The 19,382-nt window shown below is 69.2% G+C and carries 17 protein-coding genes; 5 read left to right on the top strand and 12 right to left on the bottom strand.

Features of this window, described 5'->3' with window-relative positions:
• Positions 1 to 147 precede the first annotated feature (147 nt).
• Together AVME950_RS04085 and AVME950_RS04090 are read left to right on the top strand one after the other, a co-directional pair.
• Positions 148 to 1,476 (top strand): MFS family transporter, encoded by a 1,329-nt coding sequence (locus AVME950_RS04085; RefSeq protein ID WP_284428845.1) that lies wholly within the window; start codon positions 148 to 150, stop codon positions 1,474 to 1,476.
• Positions 1,477 to 1,792: 316 nt separating this feature from the next.
• Positions 1,793 to 3,373: a tyrosinase family protein gene (locus tag AVME950_RS04090; protein ID WP_284428846.1), complete on the top strand. Its 1,581-nt coding sequence runs from the start codon at positions 1,793 to 1,795 to the stop codon at positions 3,371 to 3,373.
• A gap of 78 nt (positions 3,374 to 3,451) precedes the next feature.
• Here AVME950_RS04090 and AVME950_RS04095 read toward each other — a convergent pair whose 3' ends face one another.
• From AVME950_RS04095 to AVME950_RS04125, 7 genes are all read right to left on the bottom strand, one after another.
• On the bottom strand, positions 3,452 to 4,219 hold the full coding sequence (locus tag AVME950_RS04095; protein ID WP_284428847.1) for an aspartate/glutamate racemase family protein: 768 nt from the start codon (positions 4,217 to 4,219) through the stop codon (positions 3,452 to 3,454).
• Between the two features lie 31 nt (positions 4,220 to 4,250).
• The gene (locus tag AVME950_RS04100) at positions 4,251 to 5,057 is read right to left on the bottom strand and encodes a GntR family transcriptional regulator (RefSeq protein ID WP_372588155.1); all 807 of its coding nucleotides are present in this window, start codon (positions 5,055 to 5,057) and stop codon (positions 4,251 to 4,253) included.
• Positions 5,054 to 5,953, bottom strand: a complete 900-nt coding sequence (locus AVME950_RS04105) for an ABC transporter permease (protein WP_272564119.1) — start codon at positions 5,951 to 5,953, stop codon at positions 5,054 to 5,056. The genes AVME950_RS04100 and AVME950_RS04105 overlap by 4 nt, the downstream gene beginning before the upstream one ends.
• A gap of 92 nt (positions 5,954 to 6,045) precedes the next feature.
• Positions 6,046 to 6,960 carry an ABC transporter permease gene (locus AVME950_RS04110; protein ID WP_272548276.1) on the bottom strand — a complete coding sequence of 305 codons (915 nt, stop codon included), beginning with the start codon at positions 6,958 to 6,960 and terminating at the stop codon, positions 6,046 to 6,048.
• A gap of 86 nt (positions 6,961 to 7,046) precedes the next feature.
• Positions 7,047 to 8,330, bottom strand: a complete 1,284-nt coding sequence (locus AVME950_RS04115; protein WP_272564121.1) for an ABC transporter substrate-binding protein — start codon at positions 8,328 to 8,330, stop codon at positions 7,047 to 7,049.
• Positions 8,331 to 8,441: 111 nt separating this feature from the next.
• Positions 8,442 to 9,530 carry an ABC transporter ATP-binding protein gene (locus AVME950_RS04120; RefSeq protein ID WP_284428848.1) on the bottom strand — a complete coding sequence of 363 codons (1,089 nt, stop codon included), beginning with the start codon at positions 9,528 to 9,530 and terminating at the stop codon, positions 8,442 to 8,444.
• Between the two features lie 83 nt (positions 9,531 to 9,613).
• Complete coding sequence (locus AVME950_RS04125) at positions 9,614 to 9,826, bottom strand: hypothetical protein (RefSeq protein ID WP_284428849.1); 213 nt, start codon at positions 9,824 to 9,826, stop codon at positions 9,614 to 9,616.
• 172 nt (positions 9,827 to 9,998) lie between these two features.
• Between AVME950_RS04125 and AVME950_RS04130 the strand changes: the two genes are divergently transcribed.
• Entirely contained in the window at positions 9,999 to 10,382 is a 384-nt protein-coding gene (locus tag AVME950_RS04130; protein ID WP_284428850.1) for a hypothetical protein, read from the top strand.
• A gap of 57 nt (positions 10,383 to 10,439) precedes the next feature.
• Here AVME950_RS04130 and AVME950_RS04135 read toward each other — a convergent pair whose 3' ends face one another.
• A complete protein-coding gene (locus tag AVME950_RS04135; protein WP_284428851.1) occupies positions 10,440 to 11,552 on the bottom strand; it encodes an alginate lyase family protein in 1,113 nt (370 codons plus the stop codon).
• 440 nt (positions 11,553 to 11,992) lie between these two features.
• On the opposite strand from AVME950_RS04135, the gene AVME950_RS04140 reads away from it, so the two are divergent.
• Positions 11,993 to 13,168: a hypothetical protein gene (locus AVME950_RS04140; RefSeq protein ID WP_284428852.1), complete on the top strand. Its 1,176-nt coding sequence runs from the start codon at positions 11,993 to 11,995 to the stop codon at positions 13,166 to 13,168.
• Between the two features lie 47 nt (positions 13,169 to 13,215).
• Here the strand turns inward: AVME950_RS04140 and AVME950_RS04145 are convergent, their stop codons facing one another.
• Positions 13,216 to 14,463, bottom strand: coding sequence for an MFS transporter (locus AVME950_RS04145; protein WP_502869377.1), 1,248 nt, complete (start codon positions 14,461 to 14,463; stop codon positions 13,216 to 13,218).
• A gap of 186 nt (positions 14,464 to 14,649) precedes the next feature.
• Here AVME950_RS04145 and AVME950_RS04150 point away from each other — a divergent pair, with 186 nt between their 5' ends.
• Positions 14,650 to 15,540, top strand: coding sequence for a LysR family transcriptional regulator (locus tag AVME950_RS04150; RefSeq protein ID WP_284428854.1), 891 nt, complete (start codon positions 14,650 to 14,652; stop codon positions 15,538 to 15,540).
• A gap of 36 nt (positions 15,541 to 15,576) precedes the next feature.
• On the opposite strand, the gene cobT is transcribed toward AVME950_RS04150, so the two are convergent.
• From cobT to budC, 3 genes are all read right to left on the bottom strand, one after another.
• A complete protein-coding gene (cobT, locus tag AVME950_RS04155; protein ID WP_284428855.1) occupies positions 15,577 to 16,647 on the bottom strand; it encodes a nicotinate-nucleotide--dimethylbenzimidazole phosphoribosyltransferase in 1,071 nt (356 codons plus the stop codon).
• 86 nt (positions 16,648 to 16,733) lie between these two features.
• A complete protein-coding gene (locus AVME950_RS04160) occupies positions 16,734 to 18,200 on the bottom strand; it encodes a cobyric acid synthase (protein ID WP_284428856.1) in 1,467 nt (488 codons plus the stop codon).
• 192 nt (positions 18,201 to 18,392) lie between these two features.
• Positions 18,393 to 19,181 carry a meso-2,3-butanediol dehydrogenase gene (budC, locus tag AVME950_RS04165; RefSeq protein ID WP_284428857.1) on the bottom strand — a complete coding sequence of 263 codons (789 nt, stop codon included), beginning with the start codon at positions 19,179 to 19,181 and terminating at the stop codon, positions 18,393 to 18,395.
• Positions 19,182 to 19,382 lie beyond the last annotated feature (201 nt).

Raw genomic sequence — 19,382 nt, forward strand, 5'->3', positions numbered from 1 at the left:
GAGCGAAAGCGCGGTTTTCAATAGGCCGGTGGCGCGCGATGCCGGATTTGGCTGACAGCCAGGACTTCGTAGTCCCGACGACAATGCGGCCTGCCACAACAACACACCCTGCATGCCGCGCATGCGGACCAGAAAGGCCCGTCTTCCATGACTGCACCCGTCCCTACCGCGGCCGACGCCGACGCGCCCGCGCCCCGCGCCTACACCGCCGAGGAGAAGCGCCACCGCGTCTTCTCCATCATGGCGGCCTCGTCGGGCAACCTCGTCGAATGGTTCGACTTCTACGTGTATGCCTTCTCGGCGCTGTACTTCGCGCCGGCCTTCTTCCCCAAATCGGACCCCACCGCCCAGTTGCTGAACACCGCCGGCGTGTTCGCCGCGGGCTTTCTCATGCGGCCCATCGGCGGGTGGCTGTTCGGGCGCATCGCGGACAAGTACGGGCGCAAGACCTCGATGCTGATCTCGGTCACCATGATGTGCGCGGGCTCCCTCGTCATCGCCGGCCTGCCCACCTATGCCGCCATCGGCGCCTGGGCGCCCTTCCTGCTGCTGATGTGCCGACTGTTCCAGGGGCTGTCGGTGGGCGGCGAATACGGCACCACCGCCACCTACATGAGCGAGGTGGCGCTGCGCGGCCAGCGCGGCTTCTTCTCCTCGTTCCAGTACGTGACGCTGATCGGCGGGCAGCTGCTGGCGGTGCTGGTCATCGTGATCCTGGAGACGCTGCTGAGCGAGGCCGAGCTGAAGGCCTGGGGCTGGCGCATTCCGTTCGTGATCGGCGCCATATCGGCCGTGGTCGCGCTGCTGCTGCGCCGCACCCTGCACGAGACGCAGACCGACGCCGCCAAGCAGAACAAGGAGGCCGGCACCATGGGCGGGCTGTTCCGCCACCACAAGGCGGCCTTCTTCACCGTGCTGGGCTACACGGCCGGCGGCTCGCTGATCTTCTACACGTTCACCACCTACATGCAGAAATACCTGGTGAACACGGTGGGCCTGCCCATCAAGACCACCAGCTATGTGATGACGTGCGCGCTGTTCGTGTACATGTGCATGCAGCCGCTGTTCGGGGCGCTGTCGGACCGCATCGGCCGGCGCAACAACATGCTGCTGTTCGGCGCGCTGGGCGCGCTGTGCACGGTGCCCATTCTCACGGCGCTGCAGCACACGACCAGCCCCTACGTCGCCTTCGTGCTGATCGCGCTGGCCCTGGGCATCGTGAGCTTCTACACCTCCATCAGCGGCATCGTGAAGGCCGAGATGTTCCCGCCCGAGGTGCGCGCACTGGGCGTGGGCCTGGCCTACGCGGTGGCCAACGCGATCTTCGGCGGCTCGGCCGAATACGTCGCGCTGGGGCTCAAATCCATCGGCCATGAGACGGTGTTCTTCTGGTACGTGACCGGCATGATGGTGCTGGCGTTCGTGGTCAGCCTGCGCCTGCCGCGCCAGGCGAGCTATCTGCACCACGACCATTGACGGGGCCGGCCCGGCCGCATCGGCCGGGCCGCACCGCCCCCCGCATCGCCCCGCGCCCTGCCGCCGAGTGCCTGGGCCACCGAATTCAGAACTTTTAAGGTGCCGGCCAGTGGCCTCGCCAGCCGCGAAACCCGGTGCGCTGCAGCGCAAAAAATCCATTCCCGACAAGGACTTGGCGCCGCCATCAGGTCGCGCCAGCACCCCTTGCAGCCCTTCGCCCGCGCCTTCGCGGGCCGCCCTCCCCCGCGTACATTGATCGCCGTGGCACGGGCCCTGACCCGCGCCACGGCAAAAAATCAATTCGGAGGACCGCGGCATGAGCCATTCCCATACTTCCCGCAGGCAAGCCCTGCAGCACCTGGCCAGCCTGACCGCCGGCTTTTCGTTGTGGAGCCTGCAGCACAGTGCCGCCTGGGCGCAGAACCCGGCCGACAACCCGCAGAACTGCGCCCCGCCCCCGCCGCCCGGCCCGGCGACGCCCTTCCAGGGCGGCAAGATCGCCGTCAAGCCACGCAAGAGCGCCTTCGCCCTGACCGACGCCGAGATCGCCAGCCTCACCAAGGGCTGGCAAGGGCTGCGCGACATCACCGCCCAGAACCCCAACAGCCCCACCGGCTGGCTGCGCCAGAGCTACGTGCACTGCTGGGCCTGCGGCGGCGGCACCGACGGCCAGCAGGGCGAGGAAATCCATTCGAGCTGGTGGTTCCCGCCATGGCACCGCGCCTACCTGTTCTTCCTGGAGCGCGCCCTGGTCAAGGCCTCGGGCGACCCCGACCTGCGCCTGCCGTACTGGGACTGGAGCACCCAGAGCCCCTCGACCCAGACCTTCCCGCAGATCTACGCCAGCGCCGGCAGCGCCCTGTACGACCCGCTGCGCAACCCCGCCAACGTGAAGCCGGGGGCCCGGATCCCTGCCGCCTTCGTGGGCCCGAAGGCCATGTCCATCGTGCTGAACTCGCCCACCTACGCCTTGTTCGGCGGGGTCAACACGGCCATCGGCGGCGGCAGCCCCGGCACGCTGGAGACCATTCCCCACAACCACGTGCACGTGTGGACGGGCACCGATGGCAGCCAGGCGCCCAACTACGGCTCCGACATGGGCGTGCTCTCCACGGCCGCCCGTGACCCGGTCTTCTTCGCCCACCATTCCAACGTGGACCGCATGTGGAGCAGCTGGGTGGCGGTCGACCCCTCGCACACCAACCCGCCGGATGCGGACTGGAACGGCCACGCCTGGAACTTCTACGACGAAAACGGCGTGTGGACCTCCATGAAGGTCAGCGACGTCGTCAACTCCGAAAACCTGGGCTACGTGTACGACTCCCTGGCCACGCCCCCGAAGCCCCTGCGCAGCGCCGTGCGGACGGCAGGCGCCAGCCAGCCGGCACCGGCCGAGAACGCGGCCCTGGCGCATCCCGCGCAGCCGCTGGTGGTGCTGGCCGCGCCGCAAAAGCGCAACCTGGGCACCGCGCCCGTCACGCACAAGGCCGCGCTGCCGGAAGGCTTTCGCAAGCCGCTCGCCGCGCTGGCGGCCAACCAGTCGTCGCGGCTGTACCTGCTGCACATCGACGACGTGACCACCCCGCCCGACCGCAGCGTGAGCGCCAAGGTGTACGTGAATCTGCCCAACGCCAACGCCAGCACCACCACCGAGTCGCCCAACTTCGTGGGAATGATCTCCAGCGTGGCCAAGACCACGCCCGCGAACACGGCGGGGCATGCGGCGCACCACCAGGCCGGTATCCGCTATTCGTTCGTGATCGACGAGGAGACGGCCCGCCTGATCGCGCGGGACAAGGCCGTCACCGTCACGCTGGTGCCGGTGGACAGCAACGGCGCGACGCCGCGCCGGTCGCAACTGAACTACGGCCGGATCACGCTCACGCCGCTGCCTTGAAGAATCGGCCCTGAAGGCCAGGCTCCGGCCCGACGCGCGGCATGCTGGCTGCGCAGCGGGCCGGGGCCTGCGCTTTTTTCAGGCCGCTGCGGCTCCGTCAGGTGGGCGCGGTGCCAGCCCCAGCGCCGCCAGCTCGGGCGACACCCGCTCCCAGGCCACGTCGCACCGGGGCTGCGTGCGCTCGCTCGGCAACGCGGGCGTGCGCAGCGCCCATTGCGCGCCGGCCACCACGCTGTCGATCACCGGCACGCCCACCTCGGGCTGGATCGCGCCGGCCATGCCGGCCAGGCCCGCGCCCCCGAGGATGACGGCCTGCACGCCCATCTGCCGCACCACGTCGCGGCAGGCCTGGGCGAGCAGCGCCCGCGCCGCCGCAGGGTCCGCGGCCAGTTGCGCGCCGGTGGGTGCCACCGTGTGGATGCCCGCCAGCATGGGCGCATGCCCCAGTGCCTGTGCCAGGCGCTGCAGCATCGGGCCCCAGCGCTCGCCGCCGGTGACGATGCCGAAGCGCCCTTGCCGCGCCGCCGTGATGAAAGAGGCCTCGGCCAGCCCGGTCACCGGCACCGGGCTGCTCTCGCGCAGCGCCATCAGGCCCGGATCTCCGAAACAGCCGACCAGCACCGCATCGGGCGCGCGGCCGCCGTCCGCCAGCGCAGCGGCCCAGGCGTCCAGCGCCGCATGAGAGGCCACCGCGTAGCTGGCCTCGCAGGCGATGTAGGGCGCGCCGAACCGGGCCGTGGCCGTTCGCACCTGCACGTGCGATCCGGCGGCGGCCTGCACATGGCGCTGCAGCAAGGCGCTCACGCTGGCCGAGGTGTTGGGGTTGATGACGAGCAGTTGGCGCATGCGTTGCCTTGTTGTCCGGGTGCGCGGCGCGTCAGGCCGCGCGGCCCGCACCCAGCAGTTGCACCAGATCCGGCGCCGCGTCCTGAGGGGGCGTGAATTCGAGCTGCGATTCGATGCGCGCCAGGTGGTCGAGCATGCGCCGCGCGGCCTCGCCCGCATCGCGCAGGCGGATCGCGTCGATCAGCGCGCGGTGCTCGCGGCAGCCGCAGGCCGTGGCCTCTTCGCGGGCCTGCACATGGCTGGGGCTGTAGGTCATGAGGATGAGCGATGTGCGCGACACCAGCTCGCGCAGGATGCGCCCCAGCGTCTGGTGGCCGGCCGCCTGCGCGATGTGCAGGTGAAAGTCCCCCGACAGCCGGATCGCCCGGCGCATGTCGCCCGCCTGGCGCGAGGCCTCCTCGTCGGCCACGCTCTGCACCAGCCAGGCCACGTCCTGCGCGGTGGCCGTCTCCACGAAGAGCGACACCAGGCGCGGCTCGATCAGGCGGCGCGCCTCGAACACCTCGCGCGCCTCCTGCACCGTGGGCTGGGCGATGGAGGCGCCACGGCGCGGCGTGAGGGTGACCACCTGCTCGCCCGCCAGGCGCACCAGCACCGGCCGCACGCGGGTGCGCGATACGCCGAAGGCCATGGCCAGCTTGTCTTCCACCAGCTTGGTGCCGGGCGGCAGGCGATGGTCCAGGATGGCCGAGACCATGCGCTCGTACATGTCGTTGTCGCTCAGCAGGCCGTCGTCGGCATCGGTCGCAGGCAGCGCGGCGGTGCGCGGGGACGCGGCCCTGCGGCGCGGCGCGGCCGCCGCACGGGGGGCGCGGCCGGCGGGTGCGGGAGGCTTCATCGGGCGGCCCCCGCGCGGCGACCGCGCCCGAGCAGCCACACCAGCGCCAGGGTGAGCCCCATCACCACGAAAGAAACCACCGTGGTCAGCGTGCCCAGCGCGTAGATCGACGGCGTGGTCACGGTCGATGTCAGCCCCTGCAGTTCCAGCGGCAGCGTGTTCACGTCGCCGATGGCCTGCGAGGTGCGGGCGATCTCGTCCCAGCTCAGCGTGAAGCCGAACATGCCGATGCCCACCACCGACGGCGCCACCAGCGGCAGCACCACGTGCGCGAAGCCCTGCCACGGCGTGGCGCCCAGGTCCCGCGCCGCCTCTTCGTAGGCCGGGTTGAAGCGGTTGAACACCGCGAACATGATGAGCAGGCCGAACGGCAGCGTCCACGTGAGGTGCGCGCCCAGGGCCGAGGTGAACAGGCCCAGCGAGGTGCCGAAGCCCTCCAGCGTCTCCTGCAGGCCCAGCCAGCCCAGCACCGCCTTGATGGCGGTATCGATCAGGCGGAACTCCAGCCCGATGCCCAGCGACACGATGATGGACGGCATGATGAGGCTGGCCACCACCACGAAGAACAGCGTGTTGCCGCCTGCCAGCCGCTTGCGAAAGGCCAGGCCCGCCAGCACCGACAGCACCACGGTGCACGCCATCACGGCCAGCCCGAGGGCGAGCGAACGCCGCAGCGCCGCGCCGATGTCCACCACGCCCAGCCCCTCGGCCAGCTGGCGGAACCAGTGCAGCGACAGGCCGCGCATCGGAAAGGTCAGCCCGCCTTCGGGGCCCTGGAAGCTCAGCACGAAGATGACCAGCATGGGCCCGTACATGAACAGCACGAACAGAACGAACACCATCGCCAGCAGCCAGAAGCTGAGCGGGCGCGGCTCGCGCAGGCGGGTTTTGTTCATGGAAAGGGCCTCCATGCCATGGGAAAGACGAACGGGGCGGTGCCTGGGCGGGGCACTGCGCAAAAGGATGTGCGTGCGTGAACGGCCATGGCTCAAAGCTCCTTGCGGATGTCCACCAGCCGCGTGAGGCCGTAGATGATCATCAGCACGACGGCCAGCAGGATCACGGCATTGGCCGCCGCCAGCGGAAACTGCAGGTACGAGGTCTGCACCTGGATGATCTTGCCCACCGAGGCGATCTGCTGCCCACCCATCACGCCGATGGTGACGAAGTCGCCCATGACGATGGTGATGACGAAGATCGAGCCGATGATGATCCCGGTGCGCGACAGGGGCACGATCACGTTCCACAGCGTCTGCCAGCCCGAGGCGCCGGAGTCGCTTGCGGCCTCCAGCAGGCTGCGGTCGATGCGCATCATGCTGTTGAAGATGGGCACGATCATGAACATGGTGTACAGGTGCACGAAGGCCAGCACCACGGAAAAATCGGAGAACAGCAGCCACTCGATCGGGGTCTGGATCAGGTGCAGGTCGATCAGTGTCTGGTTCACCAGCCCGTTGCGCCCCAGCAGCGGCACCCACGAGATCATGCGGATCACGTTGGAGGTCCAGAACGGGATGGTGCACAGCACGAACAGCAGCGTCTGCATGCCCGGCGAGCGCACGTGGAAGGCCAGGAAGTACGCCACCGCGAAGCCCAGCACCAGCGTGATGCCCCACACCAGCAGGCTGAACTTGAGGGTGGACAGGTAGGTGCGCAACGTGGTGCACAGGTCGGCCGTATTGCCGCAGCCCTCGAACACCGACAGGTAGTTCTTGAAGGTGAAGCCGGGCAGCAGCTCGTATTCGTTGAAGTCCCAGAAGCTCACCATCAGGATGAGCCCGAGCGGGACGAGAAAGAACAGCACGAACACCGCGGTGAACGGCGCAGCCTGCCACCAGGCCGCGATGCCGCGGCCGGGCGCGGCGGCCACGGCGGCGGTATGGGAGGTCGAAGGAGGGCTCATGGTGCGGTGGAACGTGCTGAAGGAAAGGGCTTGCGAGACTGGCCGATCGGTGAACCCGGGCAGCGGGTGCCGCCCGGGTTCATCGGTCAGGCCGCGACGAATTCATTCCATTTCTGAACCATGTAGTTGTTCTCGTCCATTAGCGCGTTCCAGCAGGCGATGCCGCCCATGCGCGACTCGTAGCTGCCGCCGTCGCGCACGCTGCCGGCCTTGGCCAGCAGGTCGCCGTTCGGGCTCTTGATGTCCTGCGCGGCGGGCTTGCCTTCCATCCAGTAGGCCCACTCGTAGGCTTCCATCTTGGCCTTGGCGGTCTCCAGCACGGCGCTGTAGTAGCCCTGGCGGTTCAGGTACGCGCCGGCCCAGCCGTCGAGGAACCAGTTGATGAACTCGTACGCGCCGTCCAGCTTCTTGCCCGACAGCGTGGCCGGCAGCCCGAAGCCCGCCGCCCAGGCGCGGTAGCCCTCCTTGAGCGGCTGGAAGTTGCAGGCGATGCCCTTGGTGCGCACCGCCGTCACGGCCGGGCTCCACATGGACTGGATCACCACCTCGCCCGAGGCCATCAGGTTGACCGACTCGTTGAAGTCCTTCCACAGCGCGCGGAACTGGCCGGCGCGCTTGGCTTCGATCAGGGTCTTGATCGTGAGGTCGATCTCCTTCTTGGTCATGTTGCCCTTGTCGGGGTACTTGTACAGGCCCATGGCCTCGACCACCATCGCCGCATCCATGATGCCGATGGAAGGAATGTTCAGGATGGCCGTCTTGCCCTTGAACTCGGGGTTCAGCAGCTCGGCCCAGGAATCGATGGGGCGCTTGATCAGGTCGGGGCGGATGCCCAGCGTGTCGGCGTTGTACACGGTGGGAATCAGGCTCATGAACTGCGTCGGGCTCTTGGCGAACACCTTGCTCTTTTCGCCTTCGAGGTAGATCACCTTCTTGGGCGCGGTGCCCTGCTCGCCCACCGCCTTGCCGCCCACCATGCCCGTGGTGAACAGCGGGGTGATCTTGTCGGCATTCTTGATGCGCTTGGTGTCGATGCCCTTGAGGTTGCCCGTGGGCACGATCTTCTTGAGCGAGAAGTACTCGGTGTCGATCAGGTCGAAGCTGTTGGGCGCGGTGACGGCGCGCTTGGTCACGTCGTCCGTGGTCACGGCCACGTACTGGATCTCGATGCCCGTGTCGGCCTTGAATTTTTCAGCGATGGCCTTGTCCTGGTTCACCGCCGTGCCCAGGTAGCGCAGCACGATCTTCTCCTGCGCATGGATGGCCGGGAACATGCCGGCGGCCAGGATGCCGGCCGTGCCCTTGAGCAGCGAGCGGCGCTGCACGGCGGACGACGGGGCAGCGAGGGATTCGGAAGACGCATCGGACATGGAAAGCTCCTAGGTTGAACGAAGGGACAGGGGGAAAGGGAAATCTTTTGTCGACCAACGGAGGCAGGAGCCGCGACGCCCGGTGCGTTGCGGCTGCCGGCCTGCAGCGCCTCAGGCCGGCACCGCGACGGCGGCACCTGCCGAGGCCGGTGTGGACGGCGCCTGCAGCGGATGCGCGCGCTCAGGCCGCCAGTGCAAGCGCACCGCATCGCCCACCTGGTAAGGCCGGGCGGCGTAGGCGTCTTCAGACACCATCACGGAATAAGCGGCGGTGGTGCTGGACGACACCACGGCGCCCTCGTCCTGCAGGCCCAGCAGCACGTAGGTGCCCTGGTACTCCACATCGGTCACCACCGCGCCGATGTGGCTCGACCCGGCCGGCAGCGCCTCGCCCACCGCGGCGATCTGCAGGTGGTCGGTGCGCACGCCCACCGGGCCGGACGGTGTGGCGATCACGTTGTGCCCGCCCATGAAGCGCGCCACGAATTCGCTCGCGGGCCGGTTGTAGACCGTGTGCGGCGAGCCCACCTGCTCGATGCGGCCATGGTTCATCACCACCATCGTGTCGGCCAGGGCCATGGCCTCTTCCTGCGAATGGGTCACGTGGATGAAGGTCAGCCCCAGCTCCTTTTGCCAGCGCCGCAGCTCGGCGCGCATCTGGATGCGCAGGAACGGGTCGAGCGCGGACAGCGGCTCGTCCAGCAGCAGCACGCGCGGCTCGGTGATGAGGGCGCGCGCCAGCGCCACGCGCTGCTGCTGCCCGCCCGACAGCTCCGCCGGCTTGCGGTCGGCCAGGTGCCCCATCGCCACGCGCTCCAGCAGCGCCCGCGCGCGCGCCTGCCGCTCGGCCTTGCCCACGCCCTTCATCTTGAGGCTGAACGCCACGTTGTCCAGCGCGGACAGGTGGGGAAAGAGGGCGAAGCTCTGGAACATCATCGCCGTGCCCCGCTCGGCCGCCGGCAGATCGGTGATGTTGCGGTTCTCCAGCAGCACATCGCCACTGGTCACCGACTCGTGCCCCGCGATCATGCGCAGCGTGGTGCTCTTGCCGCAGCCCGAAGGCCCCAGCAGGCAGCAGTAGCTGCCGCTGGCAATGCGCAGATCGATGCCATCGACGGCAGGCTTGCCCTGCGCATAGCGCTTGGTGAGCGCAACGATTTCGATGGCGGCGGGGGCCGAGGGGTGGGAGGTGGCATCCATGCCGGGGCATCACGCAAACGCCATGCCAGCCTGGAATACGGTTTTTGCACCGTTTTGTATACAAAAACCGCGCGTTTGGGAGATCAGCGCACCGGGCTGGCGATTGGAAGCACCAGCGTAGCCACCTGCCAGCCGGTTACGTGATTTTCATGCAAATAAAGTAAGAGAGCGTTGCAAACGGTGGTTTCGCGGAGCAGCACTTTTAAGATGCGCCGCTCGGAGCCGCTGAGCCCGTTCGTTTGAAACGACGAACAGAAGAAGACAACGCCATCAGGGAGAAAAAATGACAAACGCATGGGAAGACACCGCACCTCGTGCCAACCGGCCGATGGCCAGACATGCACAGGGAAAAGCCCCCTGGCTGCGATGGCAGCGCACTTTCGTCGAGGCCACCACACCAATGCCTCGTGCTGGCAGAGCGTCCACGTCGCTCAGGCACCTGATCGCTGCGCCCCCAATCGTCTTCCCATGAAATCCCACACCTCTTCACTCTCCACCCACCGCGCGGCCTTCCGCCAGCCCCGCTTTTGGCAGACCTGGCCGCGATGGGCGTTGCTGCTTATCGCGGGCATGCCGCTGGCCCTGCTGGCCGGGTCCCTGCTCTCCTCCCGCGCTTTCAACACCGCAGAGCTCATGCACACCGATGTGTGCGGCGGGAGTGACTACAGCCTGGAGTTCTACGACTACAGCGACGGCGCGGGCTACGTGAAACTGGTGGACCAGGCCGGGCGGTCGTATGGACGCGCCGAGCATTCGGACGCCGACGCACTTCGCCCGGTGTGGGCCGACGATTGCCTGTCGGTCACGGTCAGCACGGACCGACGCCGCGTGCGGCTGGAGGTCAAGCCCTGAACGGCCCCCTGGCCTGCGTGACCCACCGCGTTCATGCAGGGTGTTCAGGCGCCCCACTCACCCTCCCTGGGTGCGTGCGGCAGGCAGCCGGCTGAACGCCAGGCGCCAGTTCGTGCGCCCCCCGCCGAGCCGCTCCGCCAGGGCGGCGCACTCGGGGTCGTAGGCAGCGGCCAAGAACAGCAGCGGCAGTGCGTCGCGCGGCTCGTACAGGCTGCCGACCACATGGCCCCGCTCGCCATTGTCCGAGCGCGCCTTGTCGAATCGCACATCGCTGCCCACGAACTCGGCATGCGTCTTCTCACCCCTCAGGTACGGCATCAGCCACGCCACGCTGTGGGCGATGGAGGCACCGTTCGCCGCCTTCCAGTGGTAGAAATCCTCGCCCTGCTCCGCGAAGGCCAGCGCCAGCGTCACGAGCGGGCGCAGGTCGTACACGTGGTAGGACAGCGCATCGCGCTCCTGGAAATCGACGCTTTCGCCGCTGGCAAGCAGGTTGTCGTTGATCTGCGCACGCAGGCCGTCCCGCGCGTAGGCGATCAGCCGTGCATCGCCGATTGCGAAACCGATGAGGCCGACGATCTTCAGGCGATGGCTGTGCCAGTTGTTGGTGGCGGTTTTCTTCTTCATCTCCCGCGACCCCATCTCGGCTTCGGCGATGCGGCGCATCCAGCCATCGACCGATCCGCGTGTGGAAGCGTCCAGGTCGGCCCGCACCAGCCGATACCCGAAGATGGCGGGCTCCAGGCCGGTTTCATCGATGGGCTGGCCGGTCGGTCGGTTGACCTGTGCCCAGCGCAGCAGGTAGTCGCCCGCCTTCGCCGCATGGCGCGGGTCGTGGTCGACCCGGTAGGTGATGGCCAGCGCCTGGATCTTGTCCATGTCCTGCAGGCCCGCTTCGGTCTGGGCCTTGAGCGGATCGCCCCGCAGCCGGCCGCCAGTGGTCAGCACGGCCACGGGCCGGGGCTCGCTCTTCATCGCGTCTTCGGCGATGCGCCGCTGGGCGGCCATGGCACTGCGCCATGCGGGGACGGTGGCCGATTGTTCTCGCGCCTGATCCCATTGCCGGGGCGTGGGCCACAGCGTCTGTGCCTGCGCCAGGCAAGCGCAAGACAACGCCACCCAGGCCAGAGCCGCCAGGACGGCCTTGCGCCCGCTGCGGGAAAAAGGCATCGCGTGCCGCACTTTCCATAGAACCATTGACATTGATCTTCCCTGGTGGATGGCGCCGCACTGCACTGCGCAACTGGCGGGCTGACGTGCAGAACGCATCCGGTGAGCTGAGGAGACCACCGCCGGCGCGATGGACCAGAAAGCCGGAGGACAGGTCAGTCGCCAAGCGACTCCAGTGCACCGGTACCGAACCATGATGGCGTGCGGCCGCATCGCCCATGCTTCCAACGGTTTCAGCCTGGGGCGGACCCATTCATCGGCATCCGCGCGAGCACGCCTCACACGCACATTCCGCGTGCAAGCAAGTACCTATCAAGATTGAAACACCTATTTACATAAACACCGGCGAAAGATAGTCTGGCGCCGATTTCTAGCGCCTCGGCCGCACACCGGCACGTGGCCGTCCCTTCGGCCCAACGCGATCACCCAGGAAACGACCTGTGAACCACTCCAGAAAAATCCGCCTCTCCCTGCTGAATGCCGCCCTCGCTGCCGCTTGCCTGGTCCATGCTCCTCTGGTGTTGGCAGCGGACGTGCGCATCACCGTGCCTTCAGCAGGCGGCTTCGTGGTGCGCAGCGCCAATGGAACGCAAGAGGGGCTGCGGGTGCAGGATGGTGGCGGTGTCTTTCTGCCCACCCTCTCCACGCGCACACCCGTGGCCACGGTGCTGTGCTTTGAAACCACGACGGGCGCCCTGGGTCCCTGTGCAGCAGGCGTGGCGGCCGGTCCGACCGGCGCCACGGGCGCGACCGGGGCGACTGGCGCCACCGGTGTCACCGGCGCTGCGGGTGCCACGGGACCTGCGGGCACCGCCGGCGCTGCAGGCGCCACGGGAGCCACCGGAGCCACCGGGCCGACAGGCGCCGCCGGTGCGACGGGAGCGACCGGGTCGACAGGTGCCACGGGCGAGGGCTATGCCAACGGCACGGCTGGTGGGCAGATCACGTTGACGTCGTCGTCCGCGCCCTTCAGCCCGCAGGCGCCCGTCACGCTGACGGGAGACGCGAGCCTGAGCAATGCCGGCGTGCTCACCATCGCGGACGGCGCCATCACCGGCAACAAGATCGCCAACCTCAGCATCAACAATGCCAACATTGCCGTGAATGCCATCACCACCAGCAAGGTGGCGAATGGCACCGTGACCACCAGCAAGATGGCCGACCAAGCGATTTCCACGCTCAAGCTGCTGGACTCGGCGGTGACCAACGTCAAGCTGGCCGACGATGCGGTGAGCGTGTCCAAATTGCAGGGAGGTGCCTCCGCCGGGGCCCGAACCTACCTGCGCTCGGACGGCGTGTGGGTGCAGCCCGGGCAGCTCGTACAGGGCGGCACCCTGACATCGGGCTCCACCGTGCCCAGCACCCCGACAGGAGGGGTCTACTACGCGGCCCAGGGCGGCAGCACGCTGAACCTGCCCCCCGCGAACGTGGCGGGGCAGACGCTCACCATCATCACCCTCGATCCACAGAACGGCGCGTCGGTCATCCTGCAGGCCTCGGGCGCGGACACCATCGTGAATGCAAGCTTCAGCGGCAACGGCATCGGCAGCACCTTGCAGGGCGCCTTCAAGTACTTCCTGCTCAGCGACGGCAACGGGCGGTGGTTCGTGAACTGAAGCGCTCCGGCCGCAAAACGGCGGCGCCTTGCCCACCGCCGCCCGGTTCACGCCTTCGCCCCGGTCCCCCGCGGCCCCACCGCCGACATTCCGATGCCCAGCACCGCCAGCGCCCCCGTCAGCCCCACGATGGCCGGCCACCCGCCGTGCTGCCAGAACCATCCGCCCACCGATCCGACCACGCTCGAACCCATGTAGTAGAACCAGAGGTAGAGCGATGCCGCGTGCCCCTTGGTCAGCCCGGCCAGCGGGCCGATGGATGAACTGGCGATCGAGTGGCCGATGAAAAAACCGGTGGTCACCAGCGCGATGCCGGCGAACACGCCCCACAGCGACGGCGACAGGGTGAGCAGCGTGCCGCCCAGCATGAACGCGAAGCCCGCGGCGAGCAGCCCTCGCCGCCCCAGGCGGTCGGCCAGCCGGCCCGCCACGGACGACGACACGATGCCGAAGCCGAACACCAGGAACATCAGGCTGATCTGCGTCTGGCTGAGGCCGTAGGGTGCGCCGGACAGGCGGAACGTGGCGTAGTTGAACAGTGTCACGAAGATGCTCGTCAGCAGAAAGCCGATGGCGAACAGCCGCAGCAGCCCGCGGTGGCGCAGGTGGCCGCCCCAGGCCCGAAGGTGGTAGCGGATCTGCAGCCCGGGCTGGGGCGTGAAGTGGCGCGACCGCGGCAGCAGCACGAGAAAGCCGATGGCCGACAGCAGGCACAGCGCGCCCAGGCAGCCCAGCGCGGCGCGCCAGCTCACCCATTCGGTGAGCACGCCCATGCCCACGCGCCCCATCATTCCGCCGAACGCCGTGCCCGCCACATACAGGCCCATGGTGTGCGCCAGATGGCGCGGGTCGATCTCCTCGGCCAAGTAGGCCATGGCCACGGCCGGCACGCCGCCCAGCACCAACCCTTCCAGCGCGCGGGCCACCAGCAGACCATGCCAGCTGGGCACGATGGCCGCGGCGATGTTCAGCAGCGAGGCCAGCGCCATCGAGGCGAACATCAACCCGCGCCGCCCCAGCGCCTGCGAAAACGCCCCCGCCAGCACGATCGCCACGGCCAGCAGGCCGGTGGTCAGCGACAGCGGCAAGGCGCTCTGCGCGGGGCTGATGCCGAACGATCGGGCAAACGCCGGCAGCAGCGGCTGCACGCAGTAGATGAGCGAAAAACTGGCGAAGCCCGCCAGGAACAGCGCCGCGGCGGCACGCCGGTAATCCGCGGAGCCGCGCGCGATCCAGCCCGAAGCGGACGTGCCCGGCGGCGTGGATCGGGCCGAGGGCGGTTCGGCCAAGGGCATGGCGGAAGGCGGGGCGAGGTCTGGAGAGGCGGTCAACGAAGGCATGGGTCGAACAATGGACAGCAGAGCAAGGCGGCAAGGGAAAGGCGCTGCGCCGAAAGGCAGCCAGCGCTGGAATCTAGGCGCTTCCCTCATATATGTCCAATATATGATTCGTCTCATTACCATACCTATTTCAGATACCCGATGGAACTGCGCCACATCCGCTACTTCATCGCCGTGGCCGAGGAAGGCAACTTCACCCGCGCCGCGGCGCGCCTGGGCATCGCGCAGCCGCCGCTGAGCCTGCAGATCAAGGACCTGGAAGCCGAAGTGGGCGTGCCGCTGTTCCACCGCGTGCCGCACGGCGCGCAGCTCACCGACGCGGGCCGCGCTTTCCTGGACGGCGTGGGTGGCCTGCCGGCGCGCACCTTCGACGCCGTGCGCGCAGCGCAGCGGGCGGCGCGCGGCGAGGCGGGCGTATTGCACCTGGGCTTCACCGGCTCGTCCGCGCTCAATTCCGTGGTCGTGCAGGCCATCCGCTCGTACCGCCGCGGATTCGCGCAGGTGGAACTCAGGATCGACGAGGGCAACTCCCTCACGCTGGTGGAGCGGCTGCGCGACGGGCGGCTGGACATCGCCATCCTGCGCCCGGACGGCCTGGACGCCACGGGCCTGCACTTTCACCGCTATCCGGACGAGCCGCTGATCGTGGCGCTGCCGACCAGCCACGCCGCCTCGCGCAGAGGCCCGCGCATCGACCTGCAGAAGTTGCGCGGCGAGCCCTTCATCCTCACGCCCCGGCCGCTCGGCCCCAGCCTGTTCGATGCCTCGGTGGCGGCCTGCCGCGCGGCGGGCTTCGAGCCGCAACTGGGCCCCACGGCGCCGCAGATCGTGTCGATCCTCGCACTGGTCGCCGCCGAGCTGGGCGTGGCACTGGTGCCTGCCTCCATGCGGCACCTGGCCTTCAAGGGCGTGGCTTACCGGTCGCTCAGCAGCCAGTCGGCCCTGGTGAGCCTGGCCGTCGCCCACCGCGAGGGCGACCGTTCGCCCTTCGTGCAGAACTTCGTCGCGCTGGCCCGGCCCGCGGCCCGGTAGTCCAGGGCACGCTTTCCGGCACCCGCGCCGCCCGGGTCACACCTTGCCGGCGACCCCCGCCGATTCGAAGCTCGCCATCTCGCGCAGCACCGCGCAGGCCGATTGCAGCAGGGGCCAGGCCAGCGCAGCGCCCGAGCCCTCGCCCAGCCGCAGGCCCATGTCCAGCAGCGGCTCGGCCTGCAATTCGCCCAGCAGCAGCGTGTGGCCCCGCTCGCCCGATCGGTGGGCGAACACACAGCGCTCCAGCACGGCGGGCGCCAGGCGGCTGGCCACCAGCACGGCCGCGCTGGTGATGAAGCCGTCCACCACGATCACCCGGCGCTCGCTGGCGGCCTGCAGCACCGCGCCCACCAGGGTGGCCACCTCCAGCCCGCCCAGCGCGGCCAGTGCCTGCAAGGGCTCGATGGCGTCGGCATTGGCCTCCAGCGCCTGCTGCAGCACCGCGCGCTTGCGCGCCACGCCCTCGGCATCCAGGCCGGTGCCCGCGCCCGTGCAATCGCCGATCGGCAGGCCGCACAGGCGCGACAGCAGCAGCGAGGCGACCGATGTGTTGCCGATGCCCATTTCACCCAGCAACAGCGCGTTGCCAGGCAGGCCGCGCACGATCTCGCACCCGTTGGCAACCGCCTGGGCGCACTGGCCCACGGTCATCGCCGGGCCCACCGATGCATCGGCCGTACCGGATGCCACGCGGCAGTGGCTGAGCAGGCGGGGCTGGCCCGGCGCGCTGTCGCGCGGCGCAATGGCGCGCGCCACGCCGCAGTCGGCCACGGTCAGGTCCAGTCCGTGCTGGCGCGCCAGCACGCTCACCGCCGCGCCGCCGGCCAGGAAGTTCTCCACCATCTGCCAGGTCACATCGCTCGGAAAGGCCGACACGCCGCGAGCCGCCAGGCCATGGTCGGCCGCGCACACCAGCATCTGCGGCTGGCGCAGCTCGGGCGCCTCGGTGCCCAGGATGCGGCCGATGCGCAGCGCCAGCGACTCCAGCCGGCCCAGAGCGCCCAGCGGCTTGGTCTTGTGGTCCAGCAGGTGCTGCAGGCGCGCGGCCAGGGCCTCATCGGACAACGGAGCCACGGCGGGCAGCGGCGGGTTGGCGGCAAGGGTCATCGGTCATTCACTCCACGAAAACGGTGGGAAAAACAAAACAGGAAAGGCTTCCGCGCCGCACGCCGTGGCTGGCGCTCCGCACCGGGTCATGCGCGGCCCCGGTGGGCCTGCAGCCACTGCGGGCTGAACCACGTGTCGATGCCGCCGGCCAGCCGGTCGAACACGGCGTCGAGCGTGGGAGCGTCGGCCCCGAAGAGCGCGCGCAGGATGCCCGCGTCCTCGAATAGGCCATGCAGGTACAGCCCCAGCACGTTGCCGCGCGCGTTCTGCCATGCCAGGCCCGGGATCACGGCATGCGCCACGTCGCCCGCCGCAGCCATCGCCGGGTGCTGCGCGGTCTGGCCATGGTGGATCTCGTAGCCCTGCACCGCCGTGCCGGCCAGCGCCTGCCAGGCGCCGTGCGCGGCGCCGAACGCGGTGCGGGTGTGGCGCACGGTCTTGGCAGGCTCGAAGGCCGTCACCAGCGGCAGCAGGCCCAGGCCCGCCGCGTTGCCGTCCACGCCGTGCGTGTCGATGAGGGCCTCGCCCAGCATCTGCAGGCCGCCGCAGATGCCCAGCACCCGCCCGCCCCGCGCCGCGTGCGCGGCCACGGCGGCGTCCAGCCCCTGCGCGCGCAGCCAGGCCAGGTCGGCCGCCGTGGCCTTGGAGCCGGGCAGCACGATCCAGTCGGCCCCCGCCACGTCAGCCGGGCTGCGCGCCCACAGCAGCCGCACGCCCGGCACGGCCTTCAGGGGCTGGAATTCGTCGAGGTTGCTGATGCGCGGGTAGGCCACCACGGCGATGGTCGTGTGCACCACGCCGCTGGCGCGCGCGGCATCGTCGAACACCCCGTCTTCCTCGGGCAGGCCATGGTGCCACTGCATGGGGATGGTGGCCACGGTGGGCACGCCGGTCAGCTGTTGCAGCATCTCGGGCGCGGGGGCCAGCAACGCCGCGTCGCCCCGGAACTTGTTGAGCACGAAGCCCTGGATCAGCGCGCGCTCGTCCTCGGGCACCAGGGCCCAGGTGCCGTACAGGTGGGCGAAGGCGCCGCCCCGGTCGATGTCGGTGACGAGCAGGCAGCTCGCGCCCGCATGCCGCGCCACGCGCAGGTTGACCACGTCGCTCGCTTGCAGGTTGATCTCGGCGGGGGACCCCGCGCCTTCGATCACCACCACGTCGTTCTCGGCGCGCAGCGCATCGAGCGCGGCGGCGATCTGCGGCCACACGCGCGCACTGCGGCCGCGCCAGGGCAATGCGGACAGCTCCTCGCTCACCTGCCCCATCAGCACCACCTGGCTGCGCGTATCGGCCTCCGGCTTGAGCAGCAGCGGGTTCATGCGCACATCGGGCTCGGCACGCGCCGCCAGGGCCTGGAAATACTGCGCGCTGCCGATCTCGCCGTGGCCGCCACCCGGCCCGGCGACCACGCGCGCGTTGTTGCTCATGTTCTGCGCCTTGAACGGCGCGACCTTCAGGCCCTGGTTGCTGTACCAGCGGCACAGGGCCGTGGCCAGCCAGCTCTTGCCGGCGCCACTGGTCGTGCCCAGCACCATGACGCAGCGCGCCGCCATGTCAGCGCCCGGCGCCACCCGTGCCCTGCCGGGCAGGGACGAGGGTGCCTTGGCAGGCGGTGGCGGGGCCAGGAAAAGCGAAGGCGGCAAAGGGCACGGACGCAGCTTGGAAAGCGAAGGAGGCCGTATTGTCCCCTGCCCCGCCCGCGTTTTTTCAACGCCGCGCAAGCGGCTGCGCGTCCGCGCCGCCGCTCACTGCACCGGCTGGCCGTTCGATGCGGACACGCCCCCATCCACCGGCAGCACCACGCCGGTGACGAAGCTCGCATCCGGGCTGGCGAGGAAGGCAATCACCGCCGCGATCTCCTCGGGCTCCGCGCCGCGGCCCAGGGGAATGCGTTCGGCGAATTTCTTCAGTTGCTCCGGATCGTTCTTGATGTCTTGCGTCATGCCCGTGAACGTCAGGCTGGGCGCCACAGCGTTGACGCGCACGCCGTCCTTGCCGTGGTCCATCGCCAAGGCACGGGTGAAGTTGGAGACCGCGCCTTTGGAGGCGTTGTAGAAGCTCATGTCCCAGTCGCCGCCCAGGCCGGAGACGGACGAGGTGTTGACGATGCAGCCCCGCGTCTTGAGCAGGTGCGGCAGGGCCGCGCGCGCGCCGTGGAAAACGCCCGAGACATTGGTCGCGAGGATGCGGTGCCAGTCTTCCAGGCTGGCTTCCATGACCTTGCCCTGCACGGCGATGCCGGCGTTGTTGACCATCACGTCGAGGCGGCCGAATCGCTCCACCGTGGCATCGACGAGGGCCTGCACTTCGTCGAACTTCGAGACGTCGGCCGGATGGGCGAGCGTGCGGTCGGCCGGCAGGTCGGCGCGCGTCGCCGCCAGCTTGTCGTCGCTGAGGTCGGCGATGACCACCTTGGCACCCTCCTGCGAAAAGCGCCGAGCCGTGGCAGCGCCGATGCCGGACCCTGCGCCGGTGACGATGACGACCTGGTCCGTGAAGCGCTGCAGCGGAGTGGAGGACGGTGGCTGGGCCATGGGGTTTCCTTTCGTGTGGGGTGAATGCGCTGCTGGCGATGCCAGGCCTGCCTCGACGGACACGCCGCGATGGCATTCCGCTGGAGAGGGCATCGCACGGCAGGCGCGTAAACGGCCATTCTTCGGCGCATCGCCCGCGCGGGACCGGCGCCATGCGCCCGTCCGCCTGTCAGCCAAGGCCGCACACCGGCGGCGCACGGC

The organism is Acidovorax sp. SUPP950, from assembly GCF_030158935.1.
Taxonomy (GTDB): Bacteria; Pseudomonadota; Gammaproteobacteria; order Burkholderiales; family Burkholderiaceae_C; genus Paracidovorax.